19 protein-coding genes are annotated in these 20,015 nt (G+C 70.8%); 16 read left to right on the forward strand and 3 right to left on the reverse strand.

Going from position 1 to position 20,015, the window contains the following annotated elements:
* The first annotated feature begins 66 nt into the window (after positions 1-66).
* Positions 67-1,401 (forward strand): glycosyltransferase family 87 protein, encoded by a 1,335-nt coding sequence (locus MMR14E_RS24820; protein ID WP_331317960.1) that lies wholly within the window; start codon positions 67-69, stop codon positions 1,399-1,401.
* Here the strand turns inward: MMR14E_RS24820 and MMR14E_RS24825 are convergent.
* Complete coding sequence (locus MMR14E_RS24825; RefSeq protein WP_331317962.1) at positions 1,361-2,221, reverse strand: carotenoid 1,2-hydratase; 861 nt, start codon at positions 2,219-2,221, stop codon at positions 1,361-1,363. The genes MMR14E_RS24820 and MMR14E_RS24825 overlap by 41 nt on opposite strands.
* Complete coding sequence (gene crtD, locus MMR14E_RS24830) at positions 2,218-3,753, reverse strand: 1-hydroxycarotenoid 3,4-desaturase CrtD (RefSeq protein WP_331318648.1); 1,536 nt, start codon at positions 3,751-3,753, stop codon at positions 2,218-2,220. Before crtD ends, MMR14E_RS24825 begins: the two co-directional genes overlap by 4 nt.
* Before the next feature lie 106 nt (positions 3,754-3,859).
* Between crtD and MMR14E_RS24835 the strand changes: the two genes are divergently transcribed.
* The 15 genes from MMR14E_RS24835 (at position 3,860) to MMR14E_RS24905 (ending at position 18,376) form a co-directional block, all read left to right on the forward strand.
* Entirely contained in the window at positions 3,860-4,729 is an 870-nt protein-coding gene (locus MMR14E_RS24835; RefSeq protein WP_331317964.1) for a polyprenyl synthetase family protein, read from the forward strand.
* Positions 4,730-4,758: 29 nt separating this feature from the next.
* Positions 4,759-5,886 (forward strand): methyltransferase, encoded by a 1,128-nt coding sequence (locus MMR14E_RS24840; protein ID WP_331317965.1) that lies wholly within the window; start codon positions 4,759-4,761, stop codon positions 5,884-5,886.
* A gap of 93 nt (positions 5,887-5,979) precedes the next feature.
* The gene (gene bchC, locus MMR14E_RS24845; RefSeq protein ID WP_331317967.1) at positions 5,980-6,918 is read left to right on the forward strand and encodes a chlorophyll synthesis pathway protein BchC; all 939 of its coding nucleotides are present in this window, start codon (positions 5,980-5,982) and stop codon (positions 6,916-6,918) included.
* Positions 6,915-7,919, forward strand: coding sequence for a chlorophyllide a reductase iron protein subunit X (locus MMR14E_RS24850; RefSeq protein ID WP_331317968.1), 1,005 nt, complete (start codon positions 6,915-6,917; stop codon positions 7,917-7,919). The genes bchC and MMR14E_RS24850 overlap by 4 nt, the downstream gene beginning before the upstream one ends.
* Positions 7,920-7,924: 5 nt before the next feature.
* Positions 7,925-9,454: a chlorophyllide a reductase subunit Y gene (gene bchY / locus MMR14E_RS24855; RefSeq protein ID WP_331317969.1), complete on the forward strand. Its 1,530-nt coding sequence runs from the start codon at positions 7,925-7,927 to the stop codon at positions 9,452-9,454.
* A complete protein-coding gene (bchZ, locus tag MMR14E_RS24860; protein ID WP_331317970.1) occupies positions 9,454-10,920 on the forward strand; it encodes a chlorophyllide a reductase subunit Z in 1,467 nt (488 codons plus the stop codon). The genes bchY and bchZ overlap by 1 nt, the downstream gene beginning before the upstream one ends.
* 35 nt (positions 10,921-10,955) lie before the next feature.
* Positions 10,956-11,177 (forward strand): hypothetical protein, encoded by a 222-nt coding sequence (locus MMR14E_RS24865; RefSeq protein ID WP_331317971.1) that lies wholly within the window; start codon positions 10,956-10,958, stop codon positions 11,175-11,177.
* Positions 11,178-11,304: 127 nt separating this feature from the next.
* Positions 11,305-11,541, forward strand: a complete 237-nt coding sequence (gene pufB, locus MMR14E_RS24870) for a light-harvesting antenna LH1, beta subunit (protein WP_012319767.1) — start codon at positions 11,305-11,307, stop codon at positions 11,539-11,541.
* Positions 11,542-11,551: 10 nt separating this feature from the next.
* Positions 11,552-11,743 carry a light-harvesting antenna LH1, alpha subunit gene (gene pufA / locus MMR14E_RS24875; RefSeq protein WP_012319766.1) on the forward strand — a complete coding sequence of 64 codons (192 nt, stop codon included), beginning with the start codon at positions 11,552-11,554 and terminating at the stop codon, positions 11,741-11,743.
* Between the two features lie 80 nt (positions 11,744-11,823).
* Positions 11,824-12,648 carry a photosynthetic reaction center subunit L gene (gene pufL / locus MMR14E_RS24880; protein WP_331317972.1) on the forward strand — a complete coding sequence of 275 codons (825 nt, stop codon included), beginning with the start codon at positions 11,824-11,826 and terminating at the stop codon, positions 12,646-12,648.
* Positions 12,649-12,725: 77 nt separating this feature from the next.
* Positions 12,726-13,706: a photosynthetic reaction center subunit M gene (pufM, locus tag MMR14E_RS24885; RefSeq protein WP_331317973.1), complete on the forward strand. Its 981-nt coding sequence runs from the start codon at positions 12,726-12,728 to the stop codon at positions 13,704-13,706.
* A gap of 10 nt (positions 13,707-13,716) precedes the next feature.
* Positions 13,717-14,820 carry a photosynthetic reaction center cytochrome PufC gene (gene pufC, locus MMR14E_RS24890; protein ID WP_331317974.1) on the forward strand — a complete coding sequence of 368 codons (1,104 nt, stop codon included), beginning with the start codon at positions 13,717-13,719 and terminating at the stop codon, positions 14,818-14,820.
* A 111-nt stretch (positions 14,821-14,931) separates the two neighbouring features.
* Entirely contained in the window at positions 14,932-15,075 is a 144-nt protein-coding gene (locus tag MMR14E_RS24895; protein WP_012319762.1) for a DUF3096 domain-containing protein, read from the forward strand.
* Positions 15,076-15,240: 165 nt separating this feature from the next.
* Positions 15,241-17,931 carry a pyruvate, phosphate dikinase gene (ppdK, locus tag MMR14E_RS24900; protein ID WP_331317975.1) on the forward strand — a complete coding sequence of 897 codons (2,691 nt, stop codon included), beginning with the start codon at positions 15,241-15,243 and terminating at the stop codon, positions 17,929-17,931.
* A 193-nt stretch (positions 17,932-18,124) separates the two neighbouring features.
* The gene (locus MMR14E_RS24905) at positions 18,125-18,376 is read left to right on the forward strand and encodes a hypothetical protein (protein WP_331317977.1); all 252 of its coding nucleotides are present in this window, start codon (positions 18,125-18,127) and stop codon (positions 18,374-18,376) included.
* Between the two features lie 81 nt (positions 18,377-18,457).
* Here the strand turns inward: MMR14E_RS24905 and MMR14E_RS24910 are convergent, their stop codons facing one another.
* Positions 18,458-19,957, reverse strand: coding sequence for a DUF882 domain-containing protein (locus MMR14E_RS24910; RefSeq protein ID WP_331317978.1), 1,500 nt, complete (start codon positions 19,955-19,957; stop codon positions 18,458-18,460).
* Between the last annotated feature and the right edge of the window lie 58 nt (positions 19,958-20,015).

Consider the following 20,015-nt stretch of genomic DNA (forward strand, 5'->3'; position numbering starts at 1 on the left):
CGTTAACGAGCCCGGAACCCCGCGCGCCTAGGCTGCCGCGGAATCCGGACGCGGAACTCCTCCGTCATGCCTGCGCCCCTCCAGACCCGCGCGCCGGGCTCACCGACAGCGCGCGCCGCCGCGCTCTGGTCGGATCTCGCGACCCTCCTGAGCAGCGATACCCGTCTGTTCGCCTTCGGCAAGCGGGCGGCCTGGGTGCTGGTCCCGTTCGGACTCGCGATGGTGCTCCTGGTCTACGGGACCGGTCCGGAGCCGCGGCACAACCGGTACGGCGACCCCCTCGGCAACGACTTCGTGCCAGTCTGGGTGGCGGGCCGTTCGGCGCTGGAGGGGCGCGCGCAGGACCCCTACGACCTCCCGGTCCATCTGGCGAACCTGAAGGCGGCGTGCGGGCAGGAATGCCGATTCGCCTGGCACTATCCCCCCGTGTTCCTCTTGCCGGCCGCCGCCGTGGGGCAGCTGGACCTGCAGGCGGCCTACCTGCTCTGGACAGCGCTCTCGCTGACCGTGTTCGCGCTCGCGATGCGGGTCGCGGCCGGCCGGTGGGACGCGACCCTCGTCGCGCTGGCGCACCCGCTGGTGCTCTGCAACCTCGCCTACGGTCAGAACGGCCTGTTCACCGCGTCGCTGCTGACCCTGGGCGCGGTGCTCGTCGATCGCCGCCCGCGGCTCGCCGGGCTGTGCTTCGGACTGCTGGCCTACAAGCCGCACTTCGCGGCGCTGGCCCCCCTGCTCCTGCTGGTGACGGGACGGCGAGACTGTCTGGCCGCCTGCGCGTCGACGGTGCTGGCCCTGTGCCTCGGATCGCTCGCGCTGTTCGGGACGGCGCCCTGGATCGGCTTCCTCGGCACGCTCGGCGACACGAATCGGATCATCCTCCAGAACGCGGCGGCGGGTCTCGATCTCAATGCCAGCGCGTTCGGCGCGGTGCGCCTGCTCGGCGGCTCGATGGTGGCCGCCTGGACGGCGCAGGGGATCGTCGCCGCGCTGGCGCTCGGCCTCGCCGGCCGCGCCTGGTGCCGGCCCACGGACCCGACGCTGCGCGCGGCCGCGCTCGTCGTCTCCGCGCCGCTGCTGTCGCCCTACCTCCCTATCTACGACCTCGCGCCCCTCGTACCGGCCACCTTGTTGCTGGCGCTCGCGGCGCACCGGGCGGGCGGATTGCGGTCCCACGAGCGGGCCCTGATCTGCGCGGTTCCGCTCTTCGCGGTGGTCCGCGAGGCGGCGGGGCTCGGGGGCTTTCCCCTCGGCCTCGTGCTGAGCCTCGCGACGTTCGCCTGCATCGCCCGACGGGTGCGGCCGTCGCATGCCTATCCGGACCGGCAGCGATCCGGTTCGGGCAGCATCGACGCCCCGGCTCTCACGGAACCAGTGGCCGCGGGATGCGGAAGGGCAGCATGAGCCGCACCATCGGGTTGCGGAAGCGGTCGAGCGACAGGCTCTCGTGCATGGCACGCACGGGCTCGCCGCCGAGCGTCGAGGCGAGCAGCGAGCGGGCGTAGAACGGCGTGTCCTCGTAGGTCGCGAGCACCCGCGACCGGCCGCCGTCGCTGCGGGTCTCGCGCGGCATCCGCCAGAAACGCGTCGCCGGAAGCGCGGCGCCGGGCGGCGGCCGGATCTCGCGACGGCTGCCGTCGGCGGAGAACCGGAGCGACAGGTTCTGGCCGCCGCCGTCGCGGTGATGGACGTCGTACAGGATCGCCGCGCCGTCCGGCAGGTCGGCCCGGCACCACGTCCACCGCGAGAACGCGGCCTCCAGCGGTTCGTCACCGTCGTTGGTGTCGAAGTAGCCGCTGCCGCTCCAGCGGAGGTCCGGCCGGTCGAACGCGACCTCGACCCGCGAGGACGGCGACATCGGCCACCAGCGATGGCGGCCGGCCCGGTCGAGATGGAACGGGCCCGCCGTGAACCCGCGCGGCTCAAGGCGCACCGTGCCGCGGATCCTGCGGGGCAGGGGAGCGCCGCGCTCGTCGATCCGCACCGTCAGCGCCGTGCCGTCCCAGTGCATGACGCTCGGGCCCACGGCGATGTGGTCGGCGCTCCGCGACAGGCTCGCGGCGCGTCGCTCGGTCATGGCGAAGCGGCCGCGGTCGCCGTAGAGCACCACGTTCATGGCGCAGTGGGCGAAGGGGTCCTTCTCGGCGCTCCAAGCGTAGTAGGGCGAGAACACGCTGCCGATGAAGGCGATGATGGTGAGGCCCTGCCGGCCGTCATCGCTCACCGCATCGACGTACCACCACGCGTAGCCGCCCCGCGCGACCGCGCCATCGAATCGCGGTCGTCCAGGATCGCTGCCGCTGCCAGCCGCCCCGACTGCGCCGCCATCGGCACGCCCGGGCCTGGATGGATCGAGCCCCCCGCGAGATAGAGGCCCGGAAGCGCCGTCCGCGCGCCCGCGCGCTTGAAGGTCGTCGCCCAGCCCTGCGCCGCCCGTCCGTAGAGGGCTCCCCCCGTCCCGGGGAAGAGCCCGTCGAAGTCCCGCGGCGTCGTCGTGACCGCCGACGACGTGAACTCCAGGGTGAGGCCGCAGGCCTCCAGCCGGCGGATCAAGGTCCTCGCGCATCTCTCGGTCTCCGACGGCGTGAGCGGTCGCTCCCGGCCATCCGCCGGAGCGTTGACGAGCAGGAGCAGACGTTCCGCGCCTTGCGGCGCGGCACCCGCCGCGTCCCGGTCCTGGGCACAGACGTAGACGGTGGGATCGTCGGGCAGGCGACGGGCGCGCAGGAGCGCGTCGAACTCGGCCCGGTAGTCGCGCGAGAAGAACACCGTGTGGTGCGCAAGCGGGAAACCCGCCGGCACCGCCTCAGCGCAGATCGTCACGGCGGAGAGCGAGCGCTCGCCGGGCGCGAGCCGCTCGCCGGCCGTGGCGGCCTCGGGCCCGAGCAGGCCCGCACCGAGGGCTGCGCAGTCCGCGTTGCAGACGACGTGATCGGCGCGCACCGTCTCGCCGTCGGTCAGGCGCACACCGGTCGCGCGGCCGCCGTCCGTGAGAATCCGCGCGACCTCCGCGCCGTAGCGGAAGGTCGCGCCGCGCTCCGCGGACAGATCGGCCACCGCCCGCGCGAGCCCGCTGAGCCCGCCCGCGACGGTCCAGACGCCGGCCTGCTCGACATGGGCGACGAGCATCAGCGTCGCCGGGGCGGTGAAGGGCGAGGCGCCGCAATAGGTGGCGTAGCGGCCGAACAGCTGCAGGAGCCGCGGGTCGCGGAAATACGCGCCGAGGGCCGACCAGAGGGTCGTGAACGGCTGGATCCGCCAGAGATCGCCGAGGCCCGACAGCCCGACCCGCTGCGCGAGGCCGGCCGGGCCCGTCCTTCCCTCGCGGATGAAGGGTCCTTCGAGGGTACGGTAGACCTCGGCCGAGCGGGCGCAGAAGCGCCGGTATCCGTCCGCCTCGCGCCCTCCCGCGAAGGCCGCGATCGCGTCCGCCGACGCATCGATATCCGCGAAGAGGTCGAGACGCTCGTCCAAGCTCCAGGCGTGGCGCGCCAGGAGCCGCGCCGGCGCGAGGGCAACCCGATCTCCGAGCTCCGCGTCGCACTCCGCGAACAGCTCCTCGAACACCCAGCGCATCGTGAAGACGGTCGGGCCAGCTTCGACGGCGCGTTCCCCGACCGGGACGGCGCGCATCTTCCCGCCGGGAGCCCGCGCGCGCTCGAGGACGGTGGTGTCGAAACCGGCATGGGCGAGCCGCAGGGCGGCGGCGAGGCCACCGATCCCGGCACCGATCACGACGACGCGCTCCTGCGCCACGGCCGCTCCGAACTCCCCCGCCACGGGATTGATCTCCCCTCCGCAAAGTGTCAATAAGAAATGACACCTGTTGCTGACAACCGCATACAACACGGGAGGCAACGCGATGGAGTCCGGTCGGCGGATCGAGATGGCGCTGGATCGCGCCGTTGCGCACGCGGAGGCGCCCGGCGCGCCGCCCCTTCTGGCGGAGGCCCTCCGCTACGCGGTGTTTCCCGGCGGCCACCGGATCCGGCCGCGCCTGTGCCTCTCTGTGGCCCGCGCCTGCGGGGACGACGACCCGGCCGGGTCCGTCGCCGCAGCCGCCGCCATCGAACTCCTGCACTGCGCCTCGCTCGTCCACGACGACCTGCCGTGCTTCGACGACGCGCCGATGCGGCGGCAGAAGCCCTCCGTCCACGTCGCCTTCGGTGAGCCGATCGCCGTCCTGACCGGCGACGCCCTGATCGTCCTCGCCTTCGAGACCCTCGCGCGGTCCGCCGGGGGCCATCCGACGCGCCTCGGTCATCTGGTCGGGCTGCTCGGCCGGGCCGCCGGTTCGCCGTCCGGCATCGCGGCCGGGCAGGCCTGGGAATCGGAGGCGCATATCAGCCTCAGCGACTACCAGCAGGCGAAGACGGGCGCCCTGTTCGCCGCCGCCACCGTGGCCGGCGCCGCGGCGGCGGGGGCGGAGCCCGAGCCCTGGCGCCGCCTCGGCGAGTGCCTGGGCGAGGCCTATCAGGTCGCCGACGACCTGCGCGACGTCGCCTGCCGGCAGGAGGAGATCGGCAAGCCGGCCGGGCGAGACGCGACGCTGGGCCGTCCCAACGCCGCCGCCCTCCTCGGGACTGGCGGTGCGATGGAACGCCTGTCCCGGCTCACGCGCGAGGCGGTCGCGGCGATCCCGGCCTGTTCGGGCGCAGCCGCGCTCACCGCCGAGATCGAGGCGCAGGCGCGGCTGTTCCTGCCCGCGAGCCTGCGGGCGGTGATGGCCTGAGCGTCGGATCGCTCCCCGGAACCGGCACGGTGCCGCCGGTCCCGCCCGCCTGGGCGGACAGATGGCTCGCGTGGCGCAACCGCCTCGTCGCGAACCCACGCTTCCAGCGCTGGGCGGCCGGCTTTCCGCTGACCCGCCGGGTCGCGCAGCGCAACACGCGCGCGCTGTTCGATCTCTGCGCCGGCTTCGTCTACGCACAGGTCCTGACCGCCTGCGTCCGCCTCGACCTGTTCGCGATCCTGGCCGAGGGCCCGCTCACGGTCGACGTGCTGGCACGGCGGCTCGACCTCTCACCGGACGCGGCCCGACGCCTGCTGCGCGCCGCCGAGTCCCTCGGGCTGCTGCGCGCCCTGTCGCGCGACCGATTCGGGCTCGCCGACCTGGGCGCCGCGCTCGTCGGCAATCCCGGCGTCGCCGCCATGATCGAGCATCACGCGCTGCTCTACGCCGACCTCGCGGACCCGGTCGCCCTGCTGCGCGGGCAGGCCCAGCCGACCCGCCTCGCGGGTTACTGGCCCTACGCGGCGGGCGCGGCCGGCGATGCGCAGGCCGTGGCCCCCTACAGCGGCCTGATGGGCGCCTCGCAGGCGCTGATCGCGGAGGACGTGCTCGACGCCTGCGATCTGTCGCGTGTCCGGCACCTCATGGATGTCGGTGGCGGGGAGGGCGCTTTCCTGCAGGCCGTGGCGGCGCGGCACGCGGCGCCCCGTCTGACCCTGTTCGACCTGCCGGCCGTCACCGACCGCGCCGCCGCGCGGCTGCGCCAATCCGGCCTCGGCGAGCGGATCACCTGCCGCGGCGGCGACTTCCACGGCGGCTTGCCGGCGGGCGCCGACACGATCTCCCTGGTACGGATCGTCCACGATCACGACGACGCGCCGGCCCAGGAGCTGCTCAGGGCCGCCTACGCGGCGCTCCCATCTGACGGGACGCTCCTGATCGCGGAACCCATGGCCGGGACGCCCGGCGCCGAGCCGGTCGGCGACGCCTATTTCGGCTTCTACCTCCTGGCGATGGGCTCCGGCCGTCCGCGCCGGTCCGAGGAGCTGCGCGCGATGCTGGCCGCCGCCGGTTTCACCACCACGCACGAGCATCCGACACGGCGCCCCCTGCTCGCACGGGTGCTGACAGCCCAAAAATCGGGCGCGGCAAAGTAAGTGTGACTTGACGCTGCTCTGTGTCTATCTAGGATGACACATAGCGGCTTCGCACCAGAGAGAGTCGCGAGGCAAAGGGTGGACACTCCAGCCATGGACGCTCTGGCCGTCATTCTGGAAAACCCGGAGCACCTCTCGGTCCAGCGCCTGGCCCTGACGCCGCCCGGCGACGCTGACGCGGTCGTGGCGGTGTCGTGGAGCGGGATCAGCACCGGCACCGAGCGCCTGCTCTGGTCAGGACGGATGCCGCCCTTCCCGGGCATGGGCTACCCGCTGGTGCCGGGCTACGAATCCGTCGGAACCGTCGTCGCGGCCGATGCCGGCGCCACGGTCCGCGTCGGTCAGACCGTCTACATCCCAGGAGCCCGCTGCTTCGGCGCTGTCCGCGGCCTGTTCGGGGGCGCGGCGTCCCACTTGGTCGCCCCCGCCCAGCGCCTCGTGCCGGTCGACGAGGCGCTGGGCGAGCAGGCCTGTCTCTTGGCCCTCGCTGCGACGGCCCATCGCGCCCTCGGGCGCCTCACACCCGGCGCGACGCCGCTCATCGTCGGGCACGGCGTGCTCGGTCGCCTCCTCGCCCGCCTGACCTTGGCGGCGGGCGCCGCGCCCACAGTCTGGGAGACGGACCCCGTCCGGGCCGCGGGCGACCACGGCTACGCCGTCGTCGCACCCGACGCGGATCCGCGCCGCGACTACACGACGATCACGGATGTCAGCGGCAACGCCGCCGGCCTCGATGACCTGATCGCGCGCCTCGCGCCGGGGGGCGAGATCGTCCTCGCCGGGTTCTACGAGGCGCCCCTGAGCTTCGCTTTCCCGCCCGCCTTCATGCGCGAGGCCCGGATCCGGATCTCCGCGGAGTTCCGGTCCGAGGACACGGCGGCGGTGACCCGGCTGATCGACAGCGGCCGGCTCTCGCTCGACGGGCTGATCACCCACCGTGCCCCGGCGGCGCGGGCACAGGACGCCTACCGCACCGCGTTCGCGGATCCGGGCTGCCTGAAGATGATCCTCGACTGGAGGGACGCCGCGTGAACGTTCAGCTCAACAAGGCCGCCCTGTCCCAAGCGACCCAGCTCCGCGCAGAGGCCGCGATCGAGCCCGACGCGGTCGCCACCGCGCCGACGAAGAAAGAGACTCAGATCATCGCGATCTACGGCAAGGGCGGCATCGGCAAGTCGTTCACCCTGGCCAATCTCAGCTACATGATGGCCCAGCAGGGCAAGAAGGTCCTGCTGATCGGCTGCGACCCGAAGAGCGACACGACGTCACTGCTCTTCGGCGGCAAGGCCTGCCCGACCATCATCGAGACCTCGACCAAGAAGAAGCTCGCCGGCGAGGCGGTCGCGATCGGCGATGTCTGCTTCAAGCGCGACGGCGTCTACGCCATGGAGCTCGGCGGCCCCGAGGTCGGGCGCGGCTGCGGCGGCCGCGGCATCATCCACGGCTTCGAGCTTCTTGAGAAGCTCGGCTTCCACGAGTGGGGCTTCGATTTCGTCCTCCTCGACTTCCTCGGCGACGTGGTCTGCGGCGGCTTCGGCCTGCCGATCGCCCGGGACATGTGCCAGAAGGTCATCGTCGTCGGCTCGAACGACCTGCAGTCGCTCTACGTCGCCAACAACGTCTGCTCGGCGGTGGAGTATTTCCGCAAGCTCGGCGGGAATGTCGGCGTCGGCGGCCTCGTGATCAACAAGGACGACGGCACCGGCGAGGCTCAGGCCTTCGCGGAGGCCGCCGGCATCCCGGTCCTGGCCTCGATCCCGGCAGACGACGACATCCGCCGCAAGAGCGCGAATTACGAGATCATCGGCCGGCCGGAGAGCCGCTGGGGCAGCCTGTTCTCGGATCTCGCCGCCAACGTGGCGGACGCAGCCCCGCACCGGCCGACGCCGCTCACCCAGGACGGGCTCCTCGCCCTGTTCTCCAGCGATGTGACCGGCCGCGACGTGGTCCTGGTCCCGGCGACCCACGAGGACATGTGCGGCGTCGCCCACGTGACCAAGCCGTCCCTCGAAGTCGTGTACGACGAGGTCTGACGCGCATGGCCGTTTCCCTCGACATCGCCGATCTGCGGGCCCGCAAGGCACCGGCCGCCGTCGACCTCGCCGCCGCGCAGAGCGACGGCCTGGGCTGCCACGCCGGCAAGGACGCGATGGTCGCGGCCGCGGAAGCCGCCGGCATGTCGGAGACGCTCGCGCAGCTGCGCAGCGACTATCCGCAGGGACCGCACGACCAGCCGCAGAGCATGTGCCCCGCCTTCGGCTCGCTGCGGGTCGGCCTGCGCATGCGCCGCACCGCCACGATCCTGTCGGGCTCGGCCTGCTGCGTGTACGGCCTGACCTTCACGTCGCACTTCTACGGGGCGCGGCGCAGCGTCGGCTACGTGCCGTTCAACTCCGAGACGCTCGTCACCGGCAAGTTGTTCGAGGACATCCGCGAGGCGGTCCACGCCACCGCGAAGCCGGAAGACTACGACGCCGTCGTCGTCATCAACCTCTGCGTCCCGACGGCCTCCGGCGTGCCGCTCCGGCTGCTGCCGAAGGAGATCGACGGCGTCCGGGTGATCGGCATCGACGTGCCGGGCTTCGGTGTGCCGACTCATGCCGAAGCGAAGGACGTCCTGGCCGGCGCCATGCTGAAGGTCGCCCGCAGCGAGGCCGAGCAGGGTCCCGTCGCAGCGCCGCGCGGCGGCCGCTCGGAGCGTCCGAGCGTGGCGCTCCTCGGCGAGGTCTTCCCGGCCGATCCGGTGGTGATCGGCGCGCTCCTCGAGCCGCTGGGTCTGGCGGCCGGGCCGGTGGTGCCGACCCGGGAATGGCGCGAGCTCTACGCCGCCCTCGACTGCGCGGCTGTCGCGGCGATCCACCCGTTCTACACGGCCTCGATCCGTGAGTTCGAGGCGGCCGGCCGCCCGATCGTCGGCTCGGCCCCCGTGGGCGTCGACGGCACCGCCGACTGGCTCGACCGGATCGGCGAGGCCTGCGGGGTGGCGCGCGCCAGCGTCGAGGCCGCCAAGAACAGGATCCTGCCCGGCATACGCGGTGCGCTCGGCGCGATGCCGATCAAGGGGCGGATCACGCTCTCGGGCTACGAGGGGTCGGAGCTGCTCGTGGCGCGCCTCCTCGTCGAGAGCGGCGCCGAAGTTCCCTACGTCGGCACCGCCTGCCCGCGCACGCCCTGGTCGGAGGCCGACCGCGACTGGCTGGAGGCCCGCGGCACGCAGGTGCACTACCGGGCATCGCTGGAAGACGATCTGTACGCCCTCGACTCGCTGAAGCCCGATCTCGCCATCGGCACGACGCCGGTCGTGCAGCGGGCCAAGGAGCGCGGCACGCCGGCCCTCTACTTCACCAACCTGATCTCGGCGCGCCCGCTGATGGGCGCGGCCGGCGCCGGGTCGCTCGCCACGGTGATCAACGCAGCGCTCGGCAACAGGGCGCGCTTCGACGCCATGCGCGACTTCTTCGAGGGCGTCGGCACCGGCCACGCCGCCGGCGTCTGGGAGGAGGTGCCGCAGCGGCGCCAGGGTCCGAAGATCGAGGGCCCGAAGAAGCCGATCGGGGAGATGGCCTGATGCTCATCCTCGATCACGACAGGGCCGGCGGTTACTGGGGCGCGGTCTATGTCTTCACGGCGATCAAGGGTCTCCAGGTCGTCATCGACGGCCCGGTCGGCTGCGAGAACCTGCCGGTCACCTCGGTGCTGCACTACACCGACGCGCTGCCGCCGCACGAACTGCCGATCGTCGTGACCGGCCTCGCCGAGGAGGAACTCGGCCGGCACGGCACCGAGGGCGCCATGAAGCGCGCCCACGCCACCCTCGATCCGGGACAGCCCAGCGTGGTGGTCACCGGCTCCATCGCGGAGATGATCGGCGGCGGCGTGACGCCGGAAGGCACCGGCCTCCAGCGCTTCCTGCCCCGCACCATCGACGAGGATCAGTGGCAGGCCGCCGACCGGGCCATGCGCTGGCTCTGGCAAGAATACGGGGCGAAGAAGTTCGCCAAGAAGGGCATTCCGGCCCGGCCCGAGAAGAAGCCCGGCGAGAAGCCGCGGGTGAACCTGATCGGCCCGGCCTACGGCACCTTCAACATGCCCTCCGACCTCGCCGAGATCCGGCGTCTGGTGGAGGGGATCGGCGCCGAGGTGAACCTCACCTTCCCGCTCGGCGCACACCTCGCCGACGTGCCGAAGCTGGTCAACGCGGACGCCAACATCTGCCTGTACCGGGAGTTCGGCCGGCTCCTCTGCGAGGATCTGGAGCGCCCGTACCTGCAGGCGCCGATCGGCATCCTGTCGACCACCAAGTTCCTGCGCTCTCTGGGCGACATCCTCGGGCTCGATCCCGAGCCGTTCATCGAACGGGAGCGCCACACCACGATCAAGCCCGTCTGGGATCTCTGGCGTTCGGTGACCCAGGATTTCTTCGGCACGGCGAGCTTCGGCATCGTCGCCACAGAGACCTACGCCCGCGGCGTGCGCCACTTCCTCGAAGACGAGATGGGCCTGCCCTGCCACTTCGCCTTCGGGCGCTCGGCCGGTCTGAAGCCCGACAACGCGGCCGTGCGGGCGGCCGTCGCCGCGAAGCCGCCGCTGGTGCTGTTCGGCTCGTTCAACGAGCGGATGTACCTCGCCGAGTGCGGCGCCCGGGCGACCTACGTGCCGGCCTCGTTCCCCGGCGCCATCATCCGGCGGCACACCGGCACGCCCTTCATGGGCTACGCCGGGGCGACCTACCTGGTCCAGGAGGTCTGCAACGCCCTGTTCGACACGCTCTTCCACATCCTGCCGCTCGCCCGCGACATGGACAAGGTCGAGGCGACCCCGGCCCGTCGCCACGCCGAGCTGCCCTGGGACGAGGCCGCCCGGCAGGCGCTCGACGCCCTGGTCGAGGCCCAGCCGGTGCTCGCCCGCATCTCGGCCGCCAAGCGCCTGCGCGACGCCGCCGAGCGGGCTGCCCGGGACACCGAGGCCGCCGCCGTAGCGCCCGCCCATGTGGCGCGGGCCCGGGCCGCCCTCGCGGTGGGAGTCCCCGCATGAGCCGCCTTTCCGTTTCACCCAGAGGAGACCTGACGATGCGAACGATGGTCCCGACCGGCCGCCAGCACCAGGAAGCGCTTCAGTTCCGGCTGATCCTGGCGGCGACCTACCCGTTCTTCCTCGCCGCCGCGACGCTGAACCGGTTCCGGCCGGCCCGCGAGGCCGCTCGCCCCGGCCTGTTGCCGGCGCGCCGCTCGGTCTTCGGCGAAGCCCGCGCCATGGCGGTTCAGGCGATCCCCTTCGCCTTCATGGGCTGACACGCCCCTGAGCGAGACGCTTCCGTCCGGTCACGCGGGGGAAGTCGGGCCGTGACCGCCGCAAGGCATCGCGGCTGAACCCGTCGCGCCTCGCCAGAGGCGCGGCCAACACACGGAGGTCTGAACGATGGCGAGTGGACCCGTCACAACAGAAAGACCGAGCAGCCTGTCCGGGCTGACGGAACCGGAAGCCAAGGAGTTCCACGCGATCTTCCTGACGAGCTTCCTCATCTTCACGGCGATCGCCGTGGTCGCCCACATCCTCGTCTGGCTGTGGCGTCCGTGGCTCCCCGGACCGCAGGGCTACGCCTCTCTCGAGGGCGTCCGCGATGCGGCCCACGCCCTCGTCACGATGATCGGCTGAGGAGGATCGAATGCACAAGGTTTGGTTGCTCTTCGATCCGCGGCGCACACTGGTGGCTCTGTTCACCTTCCTCTTCATCCTCGCGCTGCTGATCCACTTCATCCTGCTCTCGACCGACCGGTTCAACTGGCTGGACGGCCCGAGAAACAACAAGGCGGCCGAGAACACCATCACGCTCGCGCTGCCGCAGATGCCGGCCTGAACGCCGGTCCGGACCGCGGCGCGCGAGGGCCGCGGTCACCCTTCCTTCCTCTTCTCCGGCCTGACTGAGGAGCAGCCGCCATGGCGATGCTGAGCTTCGAGCGCAAATACAGGGTCCGCGGCGGCACCCTGCTCGGCGGCGACCTGTTCGACTTCTGGGTCGGGCCGTTCTTCGTCGGCTTCTTCGGCGTGGTCGGGATGTTCTTCACGGTGCTGGGCACCGCGCTCGTCATCTACGGCGCGGCGATCGGGCCGACCTGGAACGTCTGGCAGATCAACATCGCCCCGCCGGACATCAGCTACGGCCTGAGGCTCGCGCCGCTGAAGGAAGGCGGGCTCTGGCAGATCATCACCATGTGCGCGCTGGGCTCGTTCGTGTCCTGGGCGCTGCGCGAGGTCGAGATCTGCCGCAAGCTCGGCATCGGCTACCACGTGCCGGTCGCCTTCGGCATGGCGATCTTCGCCTACTTCACCCTGGTGGTGATCCGCCCGTTTCTGATGGGCGCCTGGGGCTACGGCTTCCCGTACGGCATTCTCAGCCATCTCGATTGGGTGTCGAACACGGGATACCAGTATCTCCATTTCCACTATAACCCGGCACACATGCTGGCCGTGACGTTCTTCTTCACCACCACGCTCGCGCTGGCGATGCACGGCGGCCTGATCCTGTCGGCGACCAATCCGCAGAAGGGCGAGACCGTCAAGACGCCCGAGCACGAGGACACCTTCTTCCGCGATACGATCGGCTACTCGATCGGCACGCTCGGCATCCACCGCCTCGGCCTGTTCCTGGCCCTGTCGGCGGGGTTCTGGAGCGCGGTCTGCATCGTGATCAGCGGGCCGTTCTGGACCCAGGGGTGGCCGCAATGGTGGGGCTGGTGGCTCAACCTGCCGGTCTGGCGATGACGGGTCGGACGCGAACGGAACGAGGGGATTAACGCGGGTCGCCGGCGCCCAGCGCGGCACTCGGGGGAGGGCAGGCCATGGCCTATTACCAGAACATCTTCACGCAGGTTCAGGTTCGCCCGCTCGTGCCGGATCAGGGCGTTCCGGTGGCGGTCGACGAGCGCGTCGGCAAGCCGTTCAACAGCTACTTGTTCGGGCTGATCGGCAACAGCCAGGTCGGCCCGATCTACATCGGATACATCGCGGCCCTGTCGATCACCTGCGGGGTGATCGCCTTCGAGATCATCGGGCTCAACATGTGGGCCTCGGTGAACTGGGATCCGGTGCAGTTCGTGCGGCAATTGCCGTGGCTCGCCCTGGAGCCGCCGCTCCCGAAATACGGCTTGAAGGTCCTGCCACCCCTCAATGAGGGCGGCTGGTGGCTCATCGCCGGCTTCTTCCTGACGGCCTCGATCCTGCTCTGGTGGGTCCACCTCTACCGGCGTGCGAAGGCGCTGGGCCTCGGCCTCCACGTGCCGTGGGCCTTCGCCTCGGCGATCTGGCTCTACCTCGTCCTCGGCTTCATCCGGCCGGTGCTGATGGGCTCTTGGTCGGAAGCCGTGCCCTTCGGCATTTTCCCGCACCTCGACTGGACCGCGGCCTTCTCGCTCCGCTACGGCAACCTCTTCTACAACCCGTTCCACATGCTCTCGATCACGTTCCTCTACGGATCGACGCTGCTGTTCGCGATGCACGGGGGCACGATCCTGGCCTGCTCGCGCTACGGCGCGGAGCGCGAGATCGACCAGATCGTCGACCGCGGCACGGCCACCGAGCGCGCCGCTCTGTTCTGGCGCTGGACCATGGGCTTCAACGCCACGATGGAGTCGATACACCGCTGGGCATGGTGGTTCGCCGTACTGACGACGCTGACCGGCGGCATCGGCATCCTGCTCACCGGGACCGTGGTCGACAACTGGTACCTCTGGGCCGTCAAGCACGGCGTCGCGCCCTCGTACCCGCAGGTCTACGGCCCGATCGTGGATCCCGCCCATCTCGCACCCGGCATGAAGCCGTGAGGAGGCCGTCATGAAGACGATTCTGGCGGTGGCCGGCGGCGCACTGGCCCTCTTCCTCACCATCGCGATGTTCGGCGGCGCCGGCTGGACCCATCCGCCGATGGCGAACAAGCAGACCGGCTTCCGCGGGACGGGCATGGACCTGATCCGGACCCGCGCCGGCAACGAGGCGCTCGCCGCCGCGAACGTTGCCCCGACCCCGGCCGATCCGGCCGATGCGGGCGGTGACAAGGCGTCGGCCGTCTACCAGAACGTCCAAGTTCTGGGCGATCTCTCGGCCGAGCAGTTCAATCGGCTGATGGTGTCGATCACCGAATGGGTCGCGCCGCAGCAGGGTTGCACCTACTGCCACAGCACCGAGAACATGGCGTCCGACGAGCTCTACCAGAAGCGCGTCGCCCGCCGCATGATCCAGATGACGCAGTACATCAACTCCACGTGGAAGGAGAATCACGTCCATCAGGCGGGCGTGACCTGCTACACGTGCCACCGCGGCAACCCGGTCCCGGCCAACATCTGGTTCGACCATCCGGTGCAGGGGGCGGGCCGCTTCATCCCGCGCAACAACAGCCAGAACCTGGCCTCCGCGGAAGTCGGCAACACCTCGCTGCCCTACGACGTCTATCAGGCCTTCTACCAGCACAAGGAGACGTCGGAGGACGCGGTCCGGGTCAACGCCACCACGGCGCTGCCCGAGACGAAGGGCAAGCCGATCCAGGACGCGGAGAAGACCTTCGCGATCATGATCAGCATGTCGCAGTCCCTCGGGGTGAACTGCACCTTCTGCCACAACACCCGCTCGGTGGCGCAGTGGGACACGAGCACGCCCAACCGCGTCCACGCCTGGTACGGCATCCGCATGGTGCGGGACCTGAACCAAGACTACATGACGCCCCTGACTTCGACCTTCCCGCGCAACCGGCTCGGGGCACTCGGGGACGCGCCGAAGATCAACTGCGCCACCTGCCACAACGGCGCCAACAAGCCACTCAACGGCGCCCACGTGATCGAACCGTATCCAGAGCTGTCGCATCCGACGATCGCCGTGAGCCTGCCGACCGGCGAGGCCAAGGATCCGATCCCCGGTACCGAGACGCCGACGCCGAAGCCCTGATCGACCCTCGGAGCGGCCGGACCGGCCGGCCGCTCCGCTCAAGCTACAGGGAACCTCCGCGGGGTAGGGACGTCGATACCGGCGGCCAAGCTCGGCCCTCAGGAGGTGCCCGTGACCATCACCATCTCGAACCTCCAGCCGCTGATCGCGATCCTGGCCGGGATCCTGATCCTGGTGATGCCGCGGCTGCTCAACTACATCGTCGCGATCTACCTGATCGTCGTCGGCGTGATCGGGCTCGGAATCCTGCATTGAGGGCCCGCGCCCGCACCGCGACGGCACGGGCCTGACAGACCGCGCGCGCCGTCAGTCACGCACGCACAGGGCCATCGCGCGTTCATCTTGCGTTGCGCTGCGGGATGGTCCAACCCCGCCCATCAGCTCGGCCGGCGCCGGGCACCAGATACGGACGGGATCGACATGGCGACCGGCAGCGCGAAGTGGGTCTATGCCTTCGGTGACGGCAAGGCAGAGGGCAAGTCGCAGATGCGCGACCTGCTCGGCGGCAAAGGCGCCAATCTCGCCGAGATGTCCAACCTGGGCCTGCCCGTCCCGCCCGGTTTCACCATCACCACCGAGGTCTGCACCTACTTCTACGACCACGGCAAGGCCTACCCGCCCGAGCTCAAGGACCAGGTCTCGGCCGCGCTTGCGCAGGTCGGCGCGCTCACCGGCCGCAAGTTCGGCGACTCGACCAACCCGCTCCTCGTCTCGGTTCGCTCCGGCGCCCGCGCCTCGATGCCCGGCATGATGGACACGGTGCTCAATCTCGGCCTCAACGACGAGACCGTGCTGGCCCTCGCCAAGGAGGCCGACGACGAGCGCTTCGCCTACGATTCCTACCGCCGCTTCATCACCATGTACTCGAACGTCGTCCTCGGCGTCGAGCATCACGCCTTCGAGGAGGCGCTGGAGCAGTACAAGGAGGGCAAGGGCTTCGACCTCGACACCGAGCTCGGCGCGGCGGACTGGAAGACGCTGATCCAGACCTACAAGAAGATCGTGCGCGAGGAGCACGGCTCCGACTTCCCGCAGGGCGCCAACGACCAGCTCTGGGGCGCGATCGGCGCCGTGTTTAACTCTTGGATGATCCCGCGCGCCAAGAAGTACCGCGAGCTGAACAACATCCCGGAGAGCTGGGGCACGGCCGTCAACGTGCAGGCCATGGTGTTCGGCAACATGGGCGACACCTCGGCCACCGGCGTCGCCTTCACCCGCAACCCGTCCACCGGCGAGAAGGCGCTCTACGGCGAGTTCCTGATCAACGCGCAGGGCGAGGACGTGGTGGCGGGCATCCGCACGCCGCAGAACATCACCGAGAAGGCCCGCATCGAGGCCGAGAGCGACAAGCCTTCCATGGAGAAGGCCATGCCCGAGAGCTTCGCGGAGCTGACCCGGATCTACGGGATCCTGGAATCGCACTACCGCGACATGCAGGACATGGAGTTCACCATCGAGAAGGGGAAGCTCTGGATGCTCCAGACCCGCAACGGCAAGCGCACGGCCAAGGCCGCCCTGCGCATCGCCGTTGATCTGGCGGGCGAGGGTCTGATCTCCCGCGAGGAGGCGATCGGCCGCGTCGAGCCCGGCGCACTCGACCAGCTCCTGCACCCGACCATCGACCCGAAGGCCGACCGCAAGGTCATCGCCTCGGGCCTGCCGGCCTCGCCCGGCGCGGCGACCGGCGAGATCGTGTTCAACTCCGAGGACGCGGAGGCGCACCGCAAGGCCGAGCGCAAGTGCATCCTGGTGCGGATCGAGACCTCGCCCGAGGACATCCACGGCATGCACGCCGCCGAGGGCATCCTCACAACCCGAGGCGGCATGACCAGCCACGCGGCGGTGGTCGCCCGCGGGATGGGCAAGCCCTGCGTCTCCGGCGTCGGCTCCATCCGGATCGACTACAAGGCGCAGACCCTGACGGTCGGCGGCGCGACCCTCAAGGCCGGCGACAAGATCACCATCGACGGGTCCACCGGCCAAGTGATCCAGGGCGAGGTGAAGATGCTGGAGCCCGAGCTGTCGGGCGACTTCGCTACCCTCATGGAATGGGCCGACGCGATCCGCGGCATGAAGGTCCGCGCCAACGCCGACACGCCGACCGATGCTCGCACCGCGCGCAATTTCGGCGCCGAGGGCATCGGCCTCTGCCGCACCGAGCACATGTTCTTCGAGGGTGACCGTATCATCGCGGTGCGCGAGATGATCCTGGCGGACGACGCCGAGGGCCGCCGCGCGGCGCTCGCGAAGATCCTGCCCTACCAGCGGCAGGACTTCCTGGAGCTGTTCACGATCATGTCCGGCCTGCCGGTCACGATCCGCCTCCTCGACCCGCCGCTGCACGAGTTCCTGCCGCACACCGACGCCGAAGTCGCCGAGGTGGTCAAGGCGACGGGCGTCTCCGAGGAGAAGATCCGCCACCGGACGCGCGAGCTGTCCGAGCACAACCCGATGCTCGGCTTCCGCGGCTGCCGTCTCGCGATCGCGTTCCCGGAGATCGCCGAGATGCAGGCCCGGGCGATCTTCGAGGCCGCCGTCCAGGCGGCCGCGGATACCGGCAAGGCGGTGACGCCCGAAGTGATGGTGCCGCTGGTCTTCACCCGCGCCGAGTTCGACATCGTGAAGGCCCGCATCGACGCCATGGCGAAGGCCGTCGCCGAGGAGAAGGGCGCGGCCCTCGACTACCAAGTCGGCACGATGATCGAGCTGCCGCGCGCCGCCCTCAAGGCCAACGAGATCGCCGAGACCGCGGAGTTCTTCTCCTTCGGCACCAACGACCTGACGCAGACGGCGCTCGGCATCTCCCGCGACGACGCCGCCACCTTCCTGGGCCCGTACACCCAGAAGGGCATCCTGCCGGCCGATCCGTTCATCACGATCGACCAGGAGGGCGTGGGCGAACTGGTGCGCATCGGCGTCGAGCGCGGCCGCAAGACGCGCCCGGACATCAAGCTCGGCATCTGCGGCGAGCACGGCGGCGACCCCGCCTCGGTGGGCTTCTGCCAGGAAGTCGGGCTCGATTACGTGTCCTGCTCGCCCTACCGGGTACCGATCGCCCGGCTCGCGGCCGCCCAGGCGGCGCTCGGCAAGGTCGCCGGCAAGGAAGGTTGAGGCCGGGCCGGGGGATGCCGGGCGGCGTCCCCCTTTCGGATAACATCCGCTCGTATGAGGATCGGTGGAAAAACTCGCCTTTCGGTCGAACTCGACTCATTGTGAGGCGTTCTTCGATTGAACGGGCACCCCCGGCGTGCGCCTAATCGGCCCGCGTCGGGTTCAGCATCGCCCGTCAGAATCGGCCGTCACCATGCCTCACAGCCCATCGCCGCTGTGCCTCGCCGAGACCGAAGCGGTCGCGGCTGTCCCGCGCGCCGCCGTCCGCGCCTATCTCGCCCTTGTCGCCGGTCTCGGCGGTCTCGTCACGGCAGTCATGCTGATGATGTCCGTCGCCGCCAACAGTGGCAACGAGGCCGAGCGCATCTCGGCGACGCAGGAAGACAGCTACACGACCACGCTCGTCGGCGCACTGGCGGTCAATCTGTCCAAGCCTCTGCGCTGAGCCGGAAAGCGACATCCGCCGCCGCGCGGGGCTCGATCACTTCGCAGCGTCGACGAGGATGGTCCGGCCGCGGCGCGAGGCTCACCGCGCCCCGGCCACGGCGCGCGCGGCCGAGCCGGTGAAGCGGGTCGTCAGGTCGTCGCCGGGGCTGCGGGGACTGAACCGGGTAGTGACCCGGTCGGGCGCCGCGCCGACGACGGCGTCGGGCGCGGTACCGCGCAGCCGCGTGGCGGCCACGTGCACGGGGACAGCCCGGCTCGCTGGCGCGGCGCCTGCGCCGGACGACACGGAATCGAACAATGCCCGAAGTTGTGCCTTCGCGTCCGCGTCCGGCGCCACGAGGGAGCGCGGCCGCGCAGGAGCCGCCGCCGCGGGCTTGTCGAGAGCGCGGATCTCGCCCGCGGACGCGAGGTTGGCCATCCCGCGCTCCAGCGCCGCGAACTGCACCGGCCGAGGCGGCGGCAGCGGCATGTTCAGGCTCGCCACGACCGCGGCCATGTCCGAGGGGCGCCGCGGCGGGAGCGGCGCTGTGACGGCGGCCACCACATCGTCCGCGGCAGTCGGCTGACCGGCGGTCAGGAGCGCCTTGGCGTCGACGCGCTTCGCCTCGCCACCCTTCGCCTGCGCCCGCTCCACCAGCGAGCCGCGCAGGGCATCGTCGGCCGCGGGCGCCGCGTAGGCGAGGGCGGCGCGCGCCCCGACCGGATCCTGCGGATCGGCGCTCGCCACGGCGACGACGGGCGCGCGCCGCGACTTCTTCGCGGTCTCCACCGGGGGCTGCATCGGCGCGGGCTCCGGTGCCGACCGGCCGCCACCGAACAGGCTCGCCAGGAAGCCGAACAGGCCGGGCCCGTCCTCCTCCTCGCCGCTCGCCATCTGGGTCGTCAGCCCCGCAACGGTGCCGCCGCGGGCCAGGATTTCCGCCTTGGCTTCCTCGTAGCGGGGGAAGGGGCGGTTGTCGCTCGGAAGCAGAACGGTCTTGCCGTCCGGGAAAAGCCGGGCGAGCTGGTCGTGGGTCATGCGCGGCCACATCCGCACGGAGCCCACGTCGAGGTGGACGAAGGGCGTTCCGGCATGGGGATACCAGCCGACGCCGCCGCGCTGCATCCGGAGACCGACCTCGCGGATCCGGTCGATCGACACGTCGGGCAGGAAGAAGTCCATCGCCTTGCCGAGCATGTGCTGGCTGTACTCGGCCACCATCTTGGAGCGGCGACGCAGCATCGCGTTGGTGCCCGGAGAGCGGTAGGCCGACACGACGTGGATCGGCTGGGTCGCTCCGACTTGGCGATAGGCCTCCCAGACCGTATCGAACAGCCGCGGGTCCATCTTGGTCGGCTCGTTGACCCGCCAGTCGCGCAGGAGCCAGTTCAGCTGCTCGAGGGCCGCGCGGTCATAGCGGCCATCGCGCTTGAACGTGATGGTCGCGCTCTCCTGCGTGTGGGTGTGGTAGATCGACAGGGAACGGGTGTCGCCGTTGGCGACCGCGTCCTCGGTCTCGGCAGTCCCGGCGATCAGTCCGAGCACCAGGCCGGACAGGGCGAGCGTGAGATGGCGAAGGGCGCGCGGGAGACTGGGCACGACGGTCCTGATCCTCTCCCGGCAGCTTGACCGGACGGCTGTTGATCCGGGTTCGCGA

The organism is Methylobacterium mesophilicum, assembly GCF_036441335.1.
Classification (GTDB): Bacteria; Pseudomonadota; Alphaproteobacteria; order Rhizobiales; family Beijerinckiaceae; genus Methylobacterium; species Methylobacterium mesophilicum_B.